This is a genomic window from Variovorax sp. 10N432 (assembly GCF_056394465.1).
Map to the genome: position 1 here is coordinate 159,249 of NZ_JBFTHX010000001.1, position 17,110 is coordinate 176,358.

General features: G+C 62.7%; 9 protein-coding genes. 3 read left to right on the top strand and 6 right to left on the bottom strand.

What is annotated here, in order from left to right; all coding sequences use genetic code 11:
- Nucleotides 1–531: 531 nt before the first annotated feature.
- From AC1DF3_RS00825 to AC1DF3_RS00850, 6 genes are all read right to left on the bottom strand, one after another.
- On the bottom strand, nt 532–981 hold the full coding sequence (locus tag AC1DF3_RS00825) for a thioesterase family protein (protein WP_478138563.1): 450 nt from the start codon (nt 979–981) through the stop codon (nt 532–534).
- A gap of 239 nt (nt 982–1,220) precedes the next feature.
- On the bottom strand, nt 1,221–3,227 hold the full coding sequence (locus AC1DF3_RS00830; protein ID WP_478138564.1) for a ParB/RepB/Spo0J family partition protein: 2,007 nt from the start codon (nt 3,225–3,227) through the stop codon (nt 1,221–1,223).
- Nucleotides 3,228–3,867: 640 nt separating this feature from the next.
- A complete protein-coding gene (radC, locus tag AC1DF3_RS00835; RefSeq protein WP_478138565.1) occupies nt 3,868–4,377 on the bottom strand; it encodes a RadC family protein in 510 nt (169 codons plus the stop codon).
- A gap of 711 nt (nt 4,378–5,088) precedes the next feature.
- A complete protein-coding gene (locus tag AC1DF3_RS00840; RefSeq protein WP_478138566.1) occupies nt 5,089–6,048 on the bottom strand; it encodes an IS5 family transposase in 960 nt (319 codons plus the stop codon).
- A gap of 74 nt (nt 6,049–6,122) precedes the next feature.
- Nucleotides 6,123–7,886 (bottom strand): UvrD-helicase domain-containing protein, encoded by a 1,764-nt coding sequence (locus AC1DF3_RS00845; protein ID WP_478138567.1) that lies wholly within the window; start codon nt 7,884–7,886, stop codon nt 6,123–6,125.
- Nucleotides 7,883–9,700, bottom strand: coding sequence for an ATP-dependent nuclease (locus AC1DF3_RS00850; RefSeq protein WP_478138568.1), 1,818 nt, complete (start codon nt 9,698–9,700; stop codon nt 7,883–7,885). Before AC1DF3_RS00850 ends, AC1DF3_RS00845 begins: the two co-directional genes overlap by 4 nt.
- A gap of 124 nt (nt 9,701–9,824) precedes the next feature.
- Here AC1DF3_RS00850 and AC1DF3_RS00855 point away from each other — a divergent pair, with 124 nt between their 5' ends.
- Genes AC1DF3_RS00855 through AC1DF3_RS00865 form a run of 3 tightly spaced genes read left to right on the top strand, consistent with a single transcriptional unit; the run spans nt 9,825 to nt 17,106 of the window.
- Complete coding sequence (locus AC1DF3_RS00855; RefSeq protein WP_478138569.1) at nt 9,825–10,718, top strand: BrxR family transcriptional regulator; 894 nt, start codon at nt 9,825–9,827, stop codon at nt 10,716–10,718.
- Nucleotides 10,719–10,747: 29 nt separating this feature from the next.
- Complete coding sequence (locus AC1DF3_RS00860; protein WP_478138570.1) at nt 10,748–14,269, top strand: helicase-related protein; 3,522 nt, start codon at nt 10,748–10,750, stop codon at nt 14,267–14,269.
- A complete protein-coding gene (locus AC1DF3_RS00865; protein WP_478138571.1) occupies nt 14,266–17,106 on the top strand; it encodes a DUF1156 domain-containing protein in 2,841 nt (946 codons plus the stop codon). The genes AC1DF3_RS00860 and AC1DF3_RS00865 overlap by 4 nt, the downstream gene beginning before the upstream one ends.
- The last annotated feature ends 4 nt before the right edge of the window (nt 17,107–17,110 follow it).

Consider the following 17,110-nt stretch of genomic DNA (forward strand, 5'->3'; position numbering starts at 1 on the left):
ATGGGCGAGGGTCCGGGCGCGCCACATCCCACAGCGAAGCGAAGGGGCCGCAACGCAGTGAAGGACCGGGAGGCCCGAGAAATTTGCCTCGCGAGGAAGACCGCAGGTCGGGGAAACTTGTCGGGCCGGACGGTTGCGGCGAACTAGCCCGAGGCGGCGCGCAAAGCAGTGCAGCGCCGCCGTGCCCTCGCCAGGATTCACGACAAATGCAAGGCCGCTGTGGGTGTGATCCTGTCGCGAAGGACGCATGGCTCAGCACCGTCACCGCTGCAACAGCGTTTCCGGCACGGCCCCGAAGCGATCCCAGTCCATGCCAACTGCGCAATGAAAAGGAAGGAACGATCCCACCGCATCGGCTCTGCCAAGGGATCGGCATATGTGGCAGGGAAGAAGCTGCGCATCGGAACGCTCTCTGTGAGCCACCGGCGTCTGGCGGACTGTTCGTCCGCTCCGTTCAAAACGGCTCGCGCGAAATTCGAGCGCAGCAAGTTGCGTCGTGTCCGCGCTCCGCCACTGGCGGGGCGTGCATTTCTAGGTTCCAGGGAATTGGAGCGCCGAAACCTTTGTCGCGATGCGCGATTCCATCTGTGCCCGCTGGACAGCCACCAGCGTGACAGTCGCTTCGCAGACGACTTCGTGCGCGTCGTGGGCCTGGACGCGGAAAGTCGCGCTTCGGTCTCCCAGGCGTTCGAGCCATCCGCGCAGCCGCAGCGGCGACCCTGGCGGCATTTGCCCTCGATGGTCGATACGGATGGTTCGACCGACCACCACTTCTGTGGTGGCATCGACGTGYTGCTGCATCTCGCGAATGCAAATGGATTCGACCACTGCCACCAGGTAGCCGGTGCCAAGACATTCGATCAAGCGCTCCGCAAACCCGCTTCCGTGCGGAAGCCGCGCGAAAAGCGACTTCGCCGTCTGGTCCGCTGGCACGGTGTAGGACTCTTCAAAGAATATCTCGCTGACGCCTTGGTGGTTCATGGGTATCCGGGTGCGTTGTGAAGGCTCGATCCGCGCGCTGGAATGCGGGCGACCGGTGCTGTTCGATGCTCCCGTATCGGGCAGGCATTCCCAACCCACCGCGGCGAACATTGGCGTAGAGCGCCACTTATGGAGCAGAGGGCAGGGTGTTCCGGAAGTCAAAACGCGCGCGGCAGACTTGCCGCGCGCGTCGCGCCGATTTCTTGATCCCCGGCCTCGCTGCCGGGGAGTCATAAGGATCACGCCGTTGCGTGCGCGTCCTCGTGGTTTTCGGCATCGGCCTGCACCTCACCAATCGGTTCAGCGCTTGCGACGTCAGCCGGCGTTACCTCCGGGGCGCGGAACATCGCAGGCAGCCAGCCTGTACCCGCTGCCAGCCGCTCGGCCTCGCTAGAAATCTGCGCCTTCTTGAGCTTGCCGAGCCGGTTCACTTCACCGGGTGCGAAGGCCTGCAACCCTTCCAGGGCCTTGGCCTTGGAGACGTGATCGAAGTAGCCGGCTGCGGTCGGCGTCCACCATGCATGCATGTCCAGCCCAACGGCGTGTGCCAGTGCAGCGGCCGGGGCGTCGTCCTCACGCGAAGCGATGGCCGTCACCGTGAAACCCACGCAAACTGCCAGCAGCGACAGCAGCTCCTGCTGTGGCATTGCCAACAACTCGGCGAACAGCGCATCCGGCTCGCTGGGCAGGCGCTTGCCCCAAGCCTCTCGCACCTGTCGCATGCCCACGGCAGCCGGTGCCTCGGCTACGTCCGGCGCGTACTGCTCCAGCCGGTCCTGCGGGTTGGCGGTGATGTTGATGGGCGAACCGTAGTGCGCGTCATGGATGACGCGCAACGCAAGCCGGTGCACCACGGCCACCAGCGCCACATGCGGATGCCGAACGACCTCGGCCTGCAGGGCGGCGGTGCGATGGGCACTCAGGCGCTTGACCAGCTTCTCCGAAATGGTGAGCTTGGCCTCCTGCCGCCCGCTGCCGTCTTCGGCTTCGTCATCCGCACTGTGCCTGTCGCGTTCCTGCTCCCGCAACGCCTTGGCCTGTTCCTCGCGCAGCAGCCCGCGATGCACGATCACGCCGCCCATGTGGTCGAGTGACACCACGGCCCCCGCCATCGCCATCCCGCGCGGCGGATAGACCACCAGCGTGCGCTCGAAGGCTTCCAGCTCATTGCCCAGGCTGTCCATCTCGTCCTGCATGGCCTGCGCCTGCTCGTCCGTCATGTCCTCGTTCTCGTCGTCCAGGCGGTCTTGCAGCTTGCGTTGCTGCGCTTCGAGCTTGGCGATGCGCTTGGCTTCGGCCTTGCTCGGCTCGCGCCGCTTGCTGCGCATCCGCTGGAACTGGTGCAGGTCCGCGTAGGTGGCACGCGGCGCCACGTCCACCCAACCCCAGCCCTCGGCCCGCACCTGCTCAGCCACCGGCATGAGCCCTTCCTTCGTCAGCGACTCCAGCAGCGCTGCATCCGTGAGGAAGATGCCGTTCTGCTCGTCCGCGAACAGGTCGCGCCGCACAGCCCCGCCAGCCTGCTCGTAGACCTCAACGCCCACGAACTTCGCGAGCGCATCGCGGCCCGCGTCGATCTCTTCATGCGTGAGGTGATCGCGCAGCGCCTCCGGGCTGCGCTGCCACTGCGGCGACTCATAAAACGCCGCTTCCTGCGCCGCATGGTCGTCGGTGATAGCAAGGGCCATCAATTGCTCCAGCGTGACGGCGTCAGCCCGGTAGTCAGCCAACAGGCGCGGCGAGACGTTGGCGAGCTTCAAGCGCCGCTGCACCACCAAGGGCGTCACGCCGAAGTCGGCGGCAATGTCCTCGATCGGGCGTCCCTCGGCCACCAGATCAGCGAAGGCCTCGAACTGGTCGGCGGGGTGCATGGCCTCTCGCTGCACGTTCTCGGTCAGGCTGACGGTGCGTGCCGCCGCATCGGACCCCAGCAGGCAGGGCACCTTGAAGTCCTTGGCAAGCTTGCGCCGCTTAACCAGAAGCTTGAGCGCGGCGAGGCGGCGGCGACCAGCCACGACCTCGTAGTGCTCGCCATCCGCGGCCAGCACCACATTGAGGTTTTGCAGCAAGCCCACGCGAGCGATGCTGGCAGCAAGTTCGGGAATTGACGTGCCTCCGCTCTTGCGCACGTTGCGGCTGGACGGCCGCAGCTTGGACAGTGGAATCAGCAGCAGTTCCTGCGAGGCCACGACGGCGGCGACAGCGGTGGCGATGGCGGTGGTTTCGTGAAGGCTAGCGATGTTCATGGTGAAAAACTCCTGTCCCGAACCGGGACGTTGAAAGGGAAAAGGGGGAGAAAAGAGGGGAGGGGTTCAGGGTGTTGGTATCTGCATGCGCGGCTCTCCTGTGGTTTCCCACACCGGCCGGATTCCAAGATTCGAAGCCCGGTGTTGGCTTCGTGGGTTCGGCGCAGTGACCTGGGCTGGTCGCCGTTGCCGCCGTCTTTCCTGAGTTCATCGCCCGCGAACAACCGGGCCGGCGGTGCCTGGCCGTCAAGGAAACAAGCGCAGGGTTGGTGCGGCCCGCAGCCGAAGGCGAGGACACGGCCCTGCGCGCCTTGACGGCCAGGCCCCGGCGGCTACGGTCGCGGGATCAGCGATGAAGGAGGGAAAGACGAAAACCCGGCCAACGGCCAGGGGAGCGACGAACCCACGGCCGCGCGGCGAGCGCCCCCGCATGCCGCAGGCACGCCTAGCTGGAGGTGAACAAACGCGTAGCGCGCATCGGCGCCATGCGCTGGCCGATCAGGCGCTGCCTGGTCGACGGTATCGAGGTGCGCCAAGCCCGCGCGGCGGGGATTGGCGCCAGCCAGTCCCTGGAGAACCCCTGCCACGCGCGCAGCGCGCACGATGACGAAAGAATCAAAGGGCCCGCAGGCCCTTTGTGTCACAGCAACCCGCGCTCCGCAAAGCTGAGCACGTCGCGGCCCGCGACGATCAGGTGGTCCAGCACGCGCACGTCCACCAGCGCTAGCGCAGCCTTCAACGTTTGCGTCAGGTGCTCATCGGCCCGCGACGGCTCAGCAACCCCTGACGGATGGTTGTGCACCAGGACCAGCGCCGCCGCATTGCGCGCCAGCGATTCCTTGACCACCTCCCGTGGATAGACCGACGCTTGGCTCACCGTGCCGCGGAACAGTTCGACATATTCGATTAACCGGTTCTGCGCATCGAGCATCAACACGGCAAACACCTCGTGCTCCAACGCCCCGAGCTTGACCCGCAGGAAGTCGCGCACCGCCTGCGGCGACGACAGTACCTCGCGCCCCTGCAACTGCTGTCCCAGTAGCCGCTGCGCGGCCTGCAGCACCTCGCCGGCATCGGCCGGCCGGTAGTCGCCCGCGACATCGCGAACCAGAAGAACGGAAGAATCGAAAGGGAAGAGATCGTGCGCCATTGTCGGCTCCGTGAATCGGGCGGGATTGCCCGAGACCGGCACAAGCACGGCGCAGCGCAGTGGTCAGGGTTCGAAGACGGCCGCCAGGACGCAAGCGCACAACCGCAGGGCAGGGCGCGCAGACCTTGACGACGAGAACGGTGTGATACGGTGAAGGGAACAGCAAGCCAGCCCACCGACACACCTCGTTGCCGGATTGGCAAGCGAAGCGCGCAGCGCGACCACGCGCGAAGGCGTCAGCGATGGATGCCGAATGGGCGAGACGCCGCCAGCGGCTCGATGCGCAGCACGACAGCGCGACCCGGCTATGCCGGGGGACGTCCGGCATGGTTAATCCGTGCAGAACCCCCAAGCCCTCGAAGCCGCATCGCCGGAAACCTCAAATCTGCGTTCTCACGAAACCGCGCAAACACAAAGGCAGCATCTGCGATTTGCATGGCATGCGCAGAACCATTAACGAACGGACGAGGGTTTCCGTGCAGAAGCAAAGCCTCGATGGCAGGTAGAGAAGTCGGCCTTGATTCTTTAGTGCCGTTGCAGGTAATTTCTGTTAAGGAACGTCTGCGTAAAGCGCTTTGAGATGTGCTGATGGCGCGCTGTCGAACCCGTTTCAAACTTCAGACCTTGCCGAGCACGGTTTGGCCGGTCGCCAGGCCAGTACCGTGCCGCTTTCGGCCTGCTTTGCGGCCCGTTGGCCGTTCGCAGGCGCACTCATGCCTGCGCTCCCATCAACGTTCGCCGCACCATCCACAGGTTGGACAGCGCAAACAGCGTGTGCAGCTGCGCCGTGTTCTTGGCCAGCCCGCGGTAGCGCACCTTCGCGTGGCCGAACTGGCGCTTGATCACCCGGAACGGATGCTCGACTTTGGCCCGGATGCTGGCCTTGAGGCGTTCGAGTTGGTCCGTCAGGTCTTCGACCAGGCGGGTCTTGTCCAGTTCGCAGCGTTTGCCCGGGCGCATTGCGATGTTCCAGCGCACGCCGTCCTTGGCGTCAGGCCGCTTGGCTGCACCCTGGTAGCCGGCGTCGCCCCAGGCTTCGGTTTCTTCGCCGTGCAGCAGCGTGTTGGCCTCGACCACGTCGTTGACGCTGCCAGCGGTGCCGCGCACCGTGTGCACCAGGCCCGAGTCGGCATCCACCCCGATGTGAGCCTTCATGCCGAAGTACCACTGGTTGCCTTTCTTGCTCTGCTTCATCTGCGGGTCGCGCTCGCCCGAGGCGTTCTTGGTCGAACTGGGCGCTGCGATCAGCGTGGCATCGACCACGGTGCCGGCGCGCAGCAGCAGGCCCTTGGCGCCTAGCAACTCGTTGACCAGCGCGAAGATCTGTGGGGCCAGCTTGTGTTCTTCCAGCAGCCGGCGGAACCGCAGGATCGTCGTCTCGTCGGGCACGGCGGTGTCCCAGTTCAGGCCTGCGAACTCGCGGAACAGCGGCACGTCGTGCAGGGACTCTTCCATCGCCGGGTCGCTCAGCGTGAACCATTGCTGCATGAAGTGCACGCGCAGCATGGTCTCCACGGCGAAGGGCGGGCGGCCACGTTTGCCTTCTGGCGCGTACGGGGTGATCAGGGCTACCAGCGCCGCCCACGGCACCACGCGCTCCATCTCTGCCAGGAACTCGCGCTTGCGCGTGCGCTTGGTCGTCAGGTTCAGGCCCAGGTCCGCTTGCTTCATGCTTCGGATTTTCTCAGCGCGTCAGCTCGCCAAGCACATCGACGGGTGATTTATGCAGACCTTCCTTAAGCGTCCTAAATGAGTTTGTGCCCACCGAGTAGGGGACAGTTCGGCCACTGAGGATTAATGATGAGCATATGAGTTCGCGCTCTTGTAATGCCCACGCGTAAGACCTTCCTGCTTTTGGGATACGGCGCGTCGTCGCCTCGCCAAATGAACGAGGACTCGACGCCAGCGGCAGTCCGACGCGCTTCACGGACGATGATGACGCCGTCGAATTGCTTACCCTTGGCCTTGTGGAAATTCATCACCTGTAGGCCCGCAGGGGTGTCAACGCCGTCAAGAATTTGCTCTTGCGCGAGAGCTTGGTCCAGCGCCAACCGAGCGTGGGTATAGGCTCCATTGCGCAGCCACTCATTGGATAGGCCAGCCGAGATTCGATGTCCCCGGCGGAAGGCTACCAGGAAGTCGAGCTGGGCGGCCACGCGCAGCAGTTCGTCTTGGCCGGTGGCCCGCAGCGCATGCTTGACTGTGAGCCAATCAGTGGCGGGGTCGCCCGTGAAGCCGTCGATGTGCAGTGCGACGATCAGCCCTCGCAAGGCTTTGACGATGTTGATGGTGAGGGTCTTGCCGGCCCGAATCTTTCCCACTTGCTCCAAGAGCTTGGTGACCGCCGCCTTGCCTTGGCCTGTCGCTCGCCGCGCGGCGGCGATCAACTCCATGCTGGTCGCCACATCGAGCTCGAGGCGCGCGAGGTCTTTGGGCTCCAAGAGAAACGCCGCGAGCCGGGCCGAGAGCAAGGCCTCGGCCTCGTCGAATAGAAGCTTGTGGCGCACAACCTTGCCCACGTTGGGCTCGATGGCGTTGAGGGCGTTCGACATGCGCAGCGCGCTTCGGTTGTTCGAGACCAGTATTGCCAGCGTTTCAACCGGGGCGTCGGTCTCGGTGCGGATAGCCTTGAGCACCTGGGCCATCGCCCGTCGCAGCAGGTGATTCCAGTTGGGCGTGGGATTCTCTGGGCGATAGGAGATGGCTGAGACGCCCTTGTAAGGCGTGCCGCGCGCATGCCCGGCAAGAATGTCGTTTCCGAAGATCAGAATTTCAGAGTCGGGACTGCGGTGATTCTGCGTGCCTAGATCGACTTCAAGCGGGTTGAGCACGGCTCTAATGGCAGCGACCCGCTCAGGGCCGACTCCGGGGAGATAGTCAAAGATTTGCTGCTCGAGGTCGGCGAGACAGATGATCTGCGCGTGCGGAGCGAGCAATTCGATGCACCGCCAGGCGAATTGGCCCGTGTCCTGGGCTTCATCGACGATGATGATCGGATGGCGCCGCGCGAGCGATGAAAGCAGGTAGCTGCTGGTGGCAAGGAGCTTGGTGGCGTTCGGGGCGAATAGGTCGAAGGCGATGCGTCCGTCTTCGCGAAACAGACGCTCGCGCTCCACCAGCCACTGCCCCCATCCTTCATCTTCGTCGTCGATGCCGCCGCAGATGGCCTTTTCATCTTGCGGCAGCAGGATGGAGAGCTTGTCTGGTGCGCCCAACAGGTAGGCATGGGCTTTGAGGATGTCCCAGAAAAAAGAATGAAAAGTCTGGATCGACAGTTGGTCGCGCTCGGTCTTGTTGGCTTCGAGCTTGGCAGCATCGAGGATGCGCGCCACCGCCGCGCGAGAGAAGCTCAGGAAGAGGGCTGACTGCCCCGGCGCCATGCCTTCCTGAATGCGCTTGACCGCTTTGCGCAGGGCAATTGTGGTCTTGCCACTGCCAGGTCCGCCCGTGACCAAAGCGTGTCCTTCGCAAGCCAGGACGCTGTCGCGAAGCGGGCAGGGCTCGTTCATAGCGCGATGGGCAGCTCGCCTTGGTCTCCTGGATCTGCGGCCTCATCGTCGTCGATGGCCGGCGGCGCGGGGAACATTGCGTAGACCGACGAGAGAAATTGCGTGACGGTCGCCGGCAGCTCCGCAAAGTCGCATTGCTCAAACAAGCGCGCGGCCCATCCCGCACCCTTGTTGCTGGCCAACGCCTTCTTCGCGGTGGCCCGAATGCCTGCCTCGTCCGGCTTTACGGCGGGGATGCCCACGTTGCCAGCCTCGCCGCTCTCTTTGAGCTCGGACAAGAATGTCCAGAGGCGGTCGGCCGGCATCTCCGCGGACACGAGATCTTCAAAGCCTTTGTGGGCGTGTTCGCTGTTGATGTCGAAGCTGGCGGCGTAGTTGGCCGTTTGCTCTGGGGGGCGATTGGCCTTGTGGTCGTAGAACGCGATGGTCTTCAACCCAAGGGTCTTGAAGAACTTTCCGAACTTCGGTCCGTTCCCATCGCCATCCGAGTTGAAAAACGCGGCGCCCGCGATGTCCAGGGGCTGCAAGGCGTCGTCGTTCTCTTCCATGCGCCGCGCGGCCACCGGCAACGCGTGGAATTCCGTGAGGCCCTCGACCACAATCGCAGCCTTGCCGAGCATGCACTCCGACAGGCCCCAGCGGGCGTAGCGCTTGAACTCATTGTCCTTGAGCCCGGTGGCTTCTGACACTTTCTTGGAAGTCACTACGCCGTCTGCGCGTGAGAGCAGCAGCGTCTGCGACGGCTCGAACCGCTCGATCACAAACGGCGAGTGGGAAGTCACGAAGGCCTGCGTTGTCTTCGTCAGCAGATAGTCGGCAATGCGCCGCTGCGTGTGCGGCGGGACTGCGATCTCTGGCTCTTCCATCGCAAAGATTACCGTCTCGGGCTTGAGGTCGGCGATGAACGAGAGCAGGGCAAGCACCAATGTGTTGATGGTGCCGGTCCCTGCATGCGCGAAAGGGACGTGGCCCTGGTCTGCGGAGAGCGCGAGAAAGAACGTCATGGTCTTTCGCAAGTGCTCTCGCGTGAGTTCGGAGACGTGGAGCTTGGTGGCATTGCCTGGAGCCTGCATCGGGATGTAGCGCGACAGGCGCTTCTCGATGGATCGCAGTACCGGCGCGAGCTCGCCGGCATCAGCCTCAATGTCGAGGCCGCGCAAGCGTTCGATGGTCTTTTCCCAAAGGGTGGTGCGGACCCCCTTGGTGCGCAGGATGATGTCTAGAAGCGAGCCGCGCTCAAGGCTGAGCGCTCGCGATCCAGTTCGCAGCGCCCGCAGGTAGAGGAAGCCGAACTGGCGCTTGATCGACTTTGAGACGGCCGTCAATTCGCCGGCCGGCGCGTCGGGGCTTCGCGAGAAGAAGGTCTTGGCCTCGAACTCGTCCTCGACCGGGTCGTATTTGCCGATGGTTTCCAGGCGCAGGCAAGGAACGACATCGGGTGGATTGGCCTGCTCTGCTTCTCCCGCGCCAAGCAGACGCTTCTCTACCACGTGCCAAAACTCGGTGTTGCCGCCGCACTTGGCGTCAACTTCGGCGCTTAGGTCGATCAGCACAGCCTCGACGCGAAGGGGAATGGGCTGGGGTAGGGCGCCTTCCTCGACTGGCGGCGCAAGGTATTGGGCGTTGTAGAAGTCGAACTCATCGATGGGCGGGAAGCGGTTGAGCCGGTCAGGCCCCAGAACGAGGTCAAGCGCGTCGCATAGCGTGCTCTTGCCCACGTTGTTCGCGCCCACCATGAGCGTGTGCCCATCGAAGAGGAGTTGTGCGCACTTGACGCCACGGAAATTCGTGATGGACAGGCGGACGACTTTCATGCGGCTCCTCTTTTGATCTTCTGAGAATGATCTTGTTGTGGTCATCATTATGATACGCGCATGGTATTCTTGTGACATTTGGCGCAAAGGTTGCGTCGCGCGCGAGCGGATGCAGGAGAAACACTTGAAGGCTTCGGCACAGGGCTTGTCGCAAACCCAACGGGAAAGGCTCGCGTTCTTGGAACTGCGAGCCTTTTTTACCGGGGAGCTGCGGCGCGGGGACATCGAGGCTCGGTTCGGCGTCAAGCCTGCGGCGGCGTCGCGGGACCTCAGCGCTTATCGGGAATGCGCAGGGGCGAACCTCGAATACGACACGGCGGAGCGCTGCTACCGCCCCACGCCGGCCTTCAAGCCGGTCTTCGAGTTTCAGTCCGAGCGCGTGCTCGCGTGGCTATTGCAGGGGTTTGGCGATGGCCTGGATTTGAAGCTGCGCCAAGTCGCGCCGTGCGAGGGGCCGGGCAACTTGGTTAAGCCGGATTTGGGCGTGCTCGCCACGCTGACGCGAGCCATAAATGGCAAGCGGGCGGTGAGGCTGAGCTACCTGTCGCTTTCGTCAGGCCAGAAGCGGCGCGACCTCGTGCCGGTGGCGTTGGCGGACAACGGGCTACGCTGGCATGTGCGGGGATATGACAGGGAAAAGCAAAGATTTGGGGACTTTGTGCTGACACGGATCGCGAAGGCCCAGGAGATCGACGGGATCGCCGAAGAGCGTGAGCTCTTGGGCGCCGACGAGCAGTGGGCGCGCATCGTGGATCTCGAGCTCGCTCCGCATCCTGGCGTAGCCTGGCCCAAGGCGGTCGAGGCCGACTACGGTATGCAAGATGGCTTGCTGCGCGTGAAGTCGCGCGCAGCGCTGGCCGGCTATGTCCTGCGCCGCTGGAACATTGACAGCACACCGGATCATCGGCTCGATCCGTCGCTCCACCATCTTTGGCTGCGAAACCCACAGACCCTGTATGGCGTGGAGAGCGCCGCATTGGCCCCAGGCTTCGCGGCGGCAAGCGCCGAGGTCGCATAGACGGCAAGAAAGAAGTCAGGGAACACAACATGAAACTCGAATCCATCGCCAAAGGCGCGCTGGTCTCCGGCATTGAGGAGAGCAGGGTCGTTCGCGTGGTCAGCGCCGACCCTCTGGGCGACAACGCCGTCACCGTCGTCTACAAGACCGACGACGGGCGCTTGGGGGAGCGGGTGTTGTTTCGCTCTAACGAGTCGGAGCTCAGCATCGCCTCTGTCGGCCGGCCGTGGAGCTTCGACTCTGACGGCGCAGACTTCAAGCTCGCAGCCGAGGCCTACCGGATCAACCTCGCGCACATTTTTGACCCGATGATGGCCGTCCACACGTCAAACGTGGAGCCGCTGCCCCATCAGATCACGGCGGTTTACGAGTCGATGCTACCTCGGCAGCCGCTTCGCTACGTGCTCGCCGACGATCCGGGCGCCGGCAAGACAATCATGGCGGGCCTGCTGATCCGCGAATTGCTGATGCGAGCCGACGCGGCCCGTGTCCTAATCGTCTCGCCGGGCAGCCTGGTCGAGCAGTGGCAGGACGAATTGTTCGAGAAGTTCGGCCTCTCGTTCTCGCTGTTCACGCGCGACCTGCTGGACCAAAGCCGTACGGGCAACCCTTTCGACGACCACGACTTGCTCGTGGCTCGGCTCGACCAGCTCTCGCGCAGCGAGGAGCTCCAAGAGAAGATTCGAAATTCCCATTGGGACCTGATCGTCGTGGACGAAGCCCACAAGCTTTCGGCCACTTGGTTCGGCGCCAAGATCAACGAAACCAAGCGGTTCAAGCTCGGCCAGCTCCTGGGCTCGGTCACTCGCCACTTCCTGCTGATGACGGCCACGCCTCACAACGGCAAGGAGGAGGACTTCCAGCTCTTTATGTCGCTGCTCGACTCGGACCGCTTCTATGGCAAGTTCCGCGATGGCGCGCACAAGGTCGATGTCAGCGACATGATGCGCCGGATGGTCAAAGAAGACCTGTTGAAGTTCGACGGCACGCGGCTGTTTCCTGAGCGCGTGGCCTATACAGCCAACTACAAACTCTCCGAGTCCGAGGCTCAGCTCTACAACGACGTTACGACCTACGTCAAAGAGGAGATGAACCGAGCCGACCAGCTTGATGGCAAGCGCAAGGGGACTGTGGGCTTCGCGTTGACCGCTCTCCAGCGCCGGCTCGCGTCGAGTCCCGAGGCCATCTACCAGTCCTTGAAGCGGCGCCGTGAAAAGTTGAAGCGCCGGATCGAGGAGGAGAAAGCCAAGCAGCGCGGCGGCGGCAAGGCCCTGGCCGAGACTTATGCCGAGCAGGCGTCCGAAGACATTTGGGACTCTGCCGACGACATGGCCCCGGAGGCCTACGAAGAGTTTGAAGAGGAGGTCGTGGACCAGGCCACCGCCGCTCAGACCATCACCGAGCTCGAAGCCGAAGTCTTCACTCTGGGCCACCTCGAGCACCAAGCCAAGGCGCTGGTGCATTCGGGCCAGGACCGCAAATGGGAGGAGCTCCGCGAACTCTTGCAGAACACGCCTGCGATGCGCGGCCCCGATGGCTTGCAGCGCAAGCTCATCATCTTCACCGAGCATCGCGACACGTTGAACTACTTGGCAGACCGCATCCGCGGCCTGCTGGGCCGCCACGAGGCCGTCGTCATGATCCACGGAGGCGTCCACCGCGAGGACCGGCGCAAGGTCCAGGAGCTGTTCCGCAACGACAAGGACACGCGCGTCCTGGTTGCCACCGACGCGGCAGGCGAAGGTGTGAACTTGCAGAACGCCCACCTGATGGTGAACTACGACTTGCCTTGGAACCCCAATCGCTTGGAGCAGCGCTTCGGGCGCATTCACCGCATCGGGCAGACGCAGGTCTGCCATCTATGGAACATGGTCGCTGCCGAGACCCGCGAGGGCGATGTCTTCCAGAAGCTCTTCGACAAGATCGAGATTGAGCGCAAGGCCTTGGGCGGCCGGGTGTTCGACATCCTGGGCGAGGTCTTTGACGGCGTCAGCTTGCGCGAGTTGCTCATCGAGGCGATCCGCTACGGTGAGGATCCGGCGCGCAAGGCGCACTTGCGCGAGGTGGTCGCCACTGCCCTCGAGACCGAGAAGCTGCGCGAGATCATCAGCCGCAACGCGTTGGCCGAAGAGGTCATGGACGAGCAGCGGCTCTTCGCGCTCAAAGAAGAGATGGAGAAGGCCGAGGCCCGCAAGCTTCAGCCCTACTTCATCCGGTCGTTCTTCGCCCAAGCTTTTGAGCGCCTAGGCGGCGAACTGCGTCCGCGCGGCTCGGGCCGCTACGAGATCACGTTCGTGCCGGCGACCATCCGCGAGCGCGACCGCCAGATCACTGGCCGCGACCGCCGGAACATGAATCCCGTCGTGAGCAAATATGAACGGGTCTGCTTTGAAAAGGGCAAGGTCCGTGTCGAGGACAAGCCTGGTGAGGCAGTCGCGAGCCTGATCCACCCCGCCCATCCGCTCATGCAGTCCGTCGTGGACCTCATGCTCGAGCAGCATCGCGGCAAGTTAAAGCAGGGCGCCGTGTTGGTCGATCCCAACGACGAGGGTATTGAGCCCAAGCTGCTGTTCCTGCTTGACCATTCGGTGAAGGAGGGCGGCGAGCCGGGACTCGTCGTCTCGCGCCGCTTGCAGTTCGTGACCATCGACAGGCTCGGCRCCATCTGCAACGCCGGCTGGGCGCCTCACTTGGACCTCAACCCGATCGAGCCTGGCCAGCGCGCCATGGTCGCGCCGGAGATCGATGCCGACTGGATCAAGAAGGATTTGGAGGAGGCGGCGCTGAGCCACTCTTCCGACAAGCTTGTGCCCGAGCACTTCGAGGAAGTGCGCCTGCGCCGCGAGCATCAGGTCGATAAGAACCTGGCCGCGATCCACGAGCGCCTGGTAAAGGAAATCGACTACTGGCAGGACCGCCACGAGAAGCTCAAAACGGACCTGGCCGCTGGCAAGGACGTGCGCCTGCCGCTCGAAAACGTTCGCCGCACCATCGACGAGCTCAGCGTCCGCCTCGAATCGCGGACCAAGGACCTTCAAGCCATGCGCCATGTCGTGTCGAGCATGCCGGTTGTTGTTGGCGGCGCGCTGGTGATCCCCGCCGGGCTGATTGCGATGCGCAGCGGCGACGCCGAAGGCCCGACGTGGTCCGCCGATGCGAAGGCCCGCGCGCGCGTCGAGCGCGTCGCGATGGCAGCCGTTCGCAAGGCCGAGGAGGCGATGGGGCACGCGGTTATCGACGTGTCGGCCGAGAAGTGCGGCTGGGACCTGACATCGGTGCTTCCCGTCGAGGACGGCAAGCTGCCGCAGGCCCGCCATATCGAAGTGAAGGGACGAGCCAAGGGGCAGTCCACCATCACTGTCACCCGCAACGAAATCCTCTACGGCCTCAACCAGGCCGACAAGTTCCTTTTGGCCATCGTGGTGGTCGATGGCGAAAGCCATGAAGGTCCGCACTACATCCGCAATCCGTTTACCCAAGAGCCCGACTGGGCCGTGACGAGCATCAACCTGGACCTGGCGTCCCTTCTTGAAAGGGCGCAAGCAGCATGACAACAATAAAAATACCCAAAAAACTCATTGAAGTGGCATTGCCACTGGACGACATCAACGCGGCATCGTCAAAAGAGAAGTCAATTCGTCACGGCCATCCGTCCACGCTCCACATCTGGTTTGCTCGGCGTCCTCTAGCGGCGGCAAGGGCGGTGTTGTTCGCTCAAATGGTCAATGACCCTGGCTACGAACGCCACCTTGGCCGTGGCATGAGCAAAGATCGAGCAAAGGTTGAACGCGAGCGGCTTTTCAACATCATTCGAGACTTGGTGAAGTGGGAAAACACGGACAACCAAGAGGTTCTGAATCGAGCGCGCGACGAGATCAAGAAGTCATGGAGAGAGACCTGCGAACTCAACGCAGGACTGCCGGGTTTTGATCCCGAAAGGCTGCCGGTATTTCACGATCCGTTTGCCGGTGGCGGATCGCTGCCGTTGGAGGCACAACGGCTTGGCTTTGAGAGCTATGCGACAGACCTGAATCCTGTCCCTGTGGTCCTCAACAAGGCAATGATCGAGATTCCGCCGCGGTTCAAAGACCGCCCTCCTGTGGGACCGAAGGCGTTGGCAGCCCATCAGGAGCGGATAGAAGAGCACTGGGCCGGAGCGCAAGGTTTAGCCGAGGATCTGAGGCGCTACGGAACTTGGATTGGCAAGGCCGCCTTCGAGCGTTTGGAAGCCCTCTATCCCCAAGTCGATCTTCCCAAGCGTTTGGGTGGTGGAAAGGGGACCGTTCTCACCTGGCTCTGGTGCCGAACCGTCGCCAGTCCAAATCCGGCTGCCGAGGGCGCCCATGTGCCTCTGGCGAAGTCATTTCAGCTTTCCACCAAGGAAGGCCGAAAGATTCATGTCGTCCCTGAGGTTTCGGCGGACAAGCGTAGTTACGATTTTGTGTTGCAGGAGGGCGGGCAACCCAAAGTCTCGTCCACCGTCGGAGGACGCGGTGGTCTGTGCATCTTGACAGAATCGCTCATGCCGCTCCCATATATCCAGGCGGAAGGGCAGGCGGGTCGATTGGGCCAGCGGCTGATGGCGGCCGTCATCGAAACTCCGAAGGGCAAGGCATATGTCGCAGCCAGCGAAATCGATGCCCCTGACTTCTCGATGCTTGCAGCGTCGGCGCCCGATGCAGAAATTCTTCATTGGAAGAGCTGCACTAACGTCGTCGTCTATGGAATGAAGACGTTCGAGAGTCTTTTCAATCTTCGGCAGCAACACGCGTTGTCAGTGTTCAGCTCACTGGTCATAGAGGCGCGAGAAATTATTCGGGCAGATGCCGTCAAGTCGGGCCTTGAAGACGACGGGGTGGGCTTGGACCAAGGCGGAGCCGGGGCGACAGCCTACGCGGAGGCCATCTCCGTTTATCTCACCTGCGCCATCGGACGAGTTGCGAACTACTGGAACACGTTGTCCTCGTGGGAGTCCGGGGGTGAATTTGTCAAGGGAGCCTTCACCACGCATGCGCTGCCGATGGTTTGGGACTACGGCGAAGTCAATCCTCTGCGAGATGGTGGAGGCACCTGGGTGAGCGCGTTGGGGTGGATCGCGCGCGTCGTCGATTTGCTACCTGCATATGCGCGCGGGCATGCCTTGCAACTAGACGCTGCAAAGGCGACCATTCCCATTGATTCCATGTCAGTGGTCTCGACGGACCCGCCGTATTACGACAACGTTCCGTATTCGAACCTGTCGGACTTCTTCTACATCTGGATGCGGCCATGCTTGCGCGAAGTCTTTCCCGACATCTTCGCGACGCGACAGACGCCCAAGGCCGATGAATTGGTGGCGTCTCACAGCCTCTATGCCGACATCAATGACGCCATGCGTCATTTCACCGATGGCATGACATTGGCGCTGAGACAAATACACGACAAGTCAAACGAGGCCATCCCGGTAACGATCTACTACGCGTTCAAGCAGAGCAGCACTGGCGCCGCAGGCACGGCTTCGTCAGGCTGGGAAAGCTTCTTGGAGTCGGTGATCCAGGCGGAATTCGTGATTACTGGCACTTGGCCGGTCAGAACTGAGCGAAGCACTCGCAGCCTTGCTATCGGCGCAAATGCCTTGGCATCGTCCATCGTTCTGGTCTGCCGAAAGCGGGACAGTGATGCTCAGACTGTGTCTCGCAGGGAGTTCCAGCGCGAATTGAAGGATCAGATGGCTGATGCCCTTGACGCAATGATTGGAGGCGCGGAAGGGGTGTCTCCCGTCGCGCCAGTTGACTTGGCCCAGGCCGTAATCGGTCCTGGCATGGCCATCTTCTCCAAATACTCTGCAGTCCTTGAAGCCGATGGCCGTCCCATGACGGTTCATACCGCGCTGACGCTGATAAACAAGATGTTGACAGAGGGCGGTGATGACTTTGACGCTGACACCCAGTTCTGCCTTGCTTGGTTCGACGAGAAAGGCTGGGCTCCAGGCGATTTCGGGCAAGCCGATGTCTTGGCGCGAGCTAAAGGCACAAGCGTTCAAGGCGTGGCTACTGCGGGAGTGATCGAGTCGGGGTCGGGAAATGTGCGCCTCTTCAAGCCCGGCGAATATCCGGCAGATTGGTCGCCGCAGAACGACAACGACACTCCTGTGTGGGAGGCGTTGCATCAAATGATCCGCGCCTTGCAGGCGGAAGGAGAGTCGGCGTCGGGGGCTCTTCTGGCGGGGATGCCGGCGCGCGCCGAACATATCCGCAACTTGGCCTATCGTCTCTATACGCTTTGCGAGCGGAATAAGTGGGCAGAAGAGGCGAGAGCCTACAACGACCTGATCACCTCGTGGATTGGCATCGAGTCCGCATCCCATGAGGTGGGGCACTTTGGATCGCAACGGAACTTTGAGATTTAAGGGG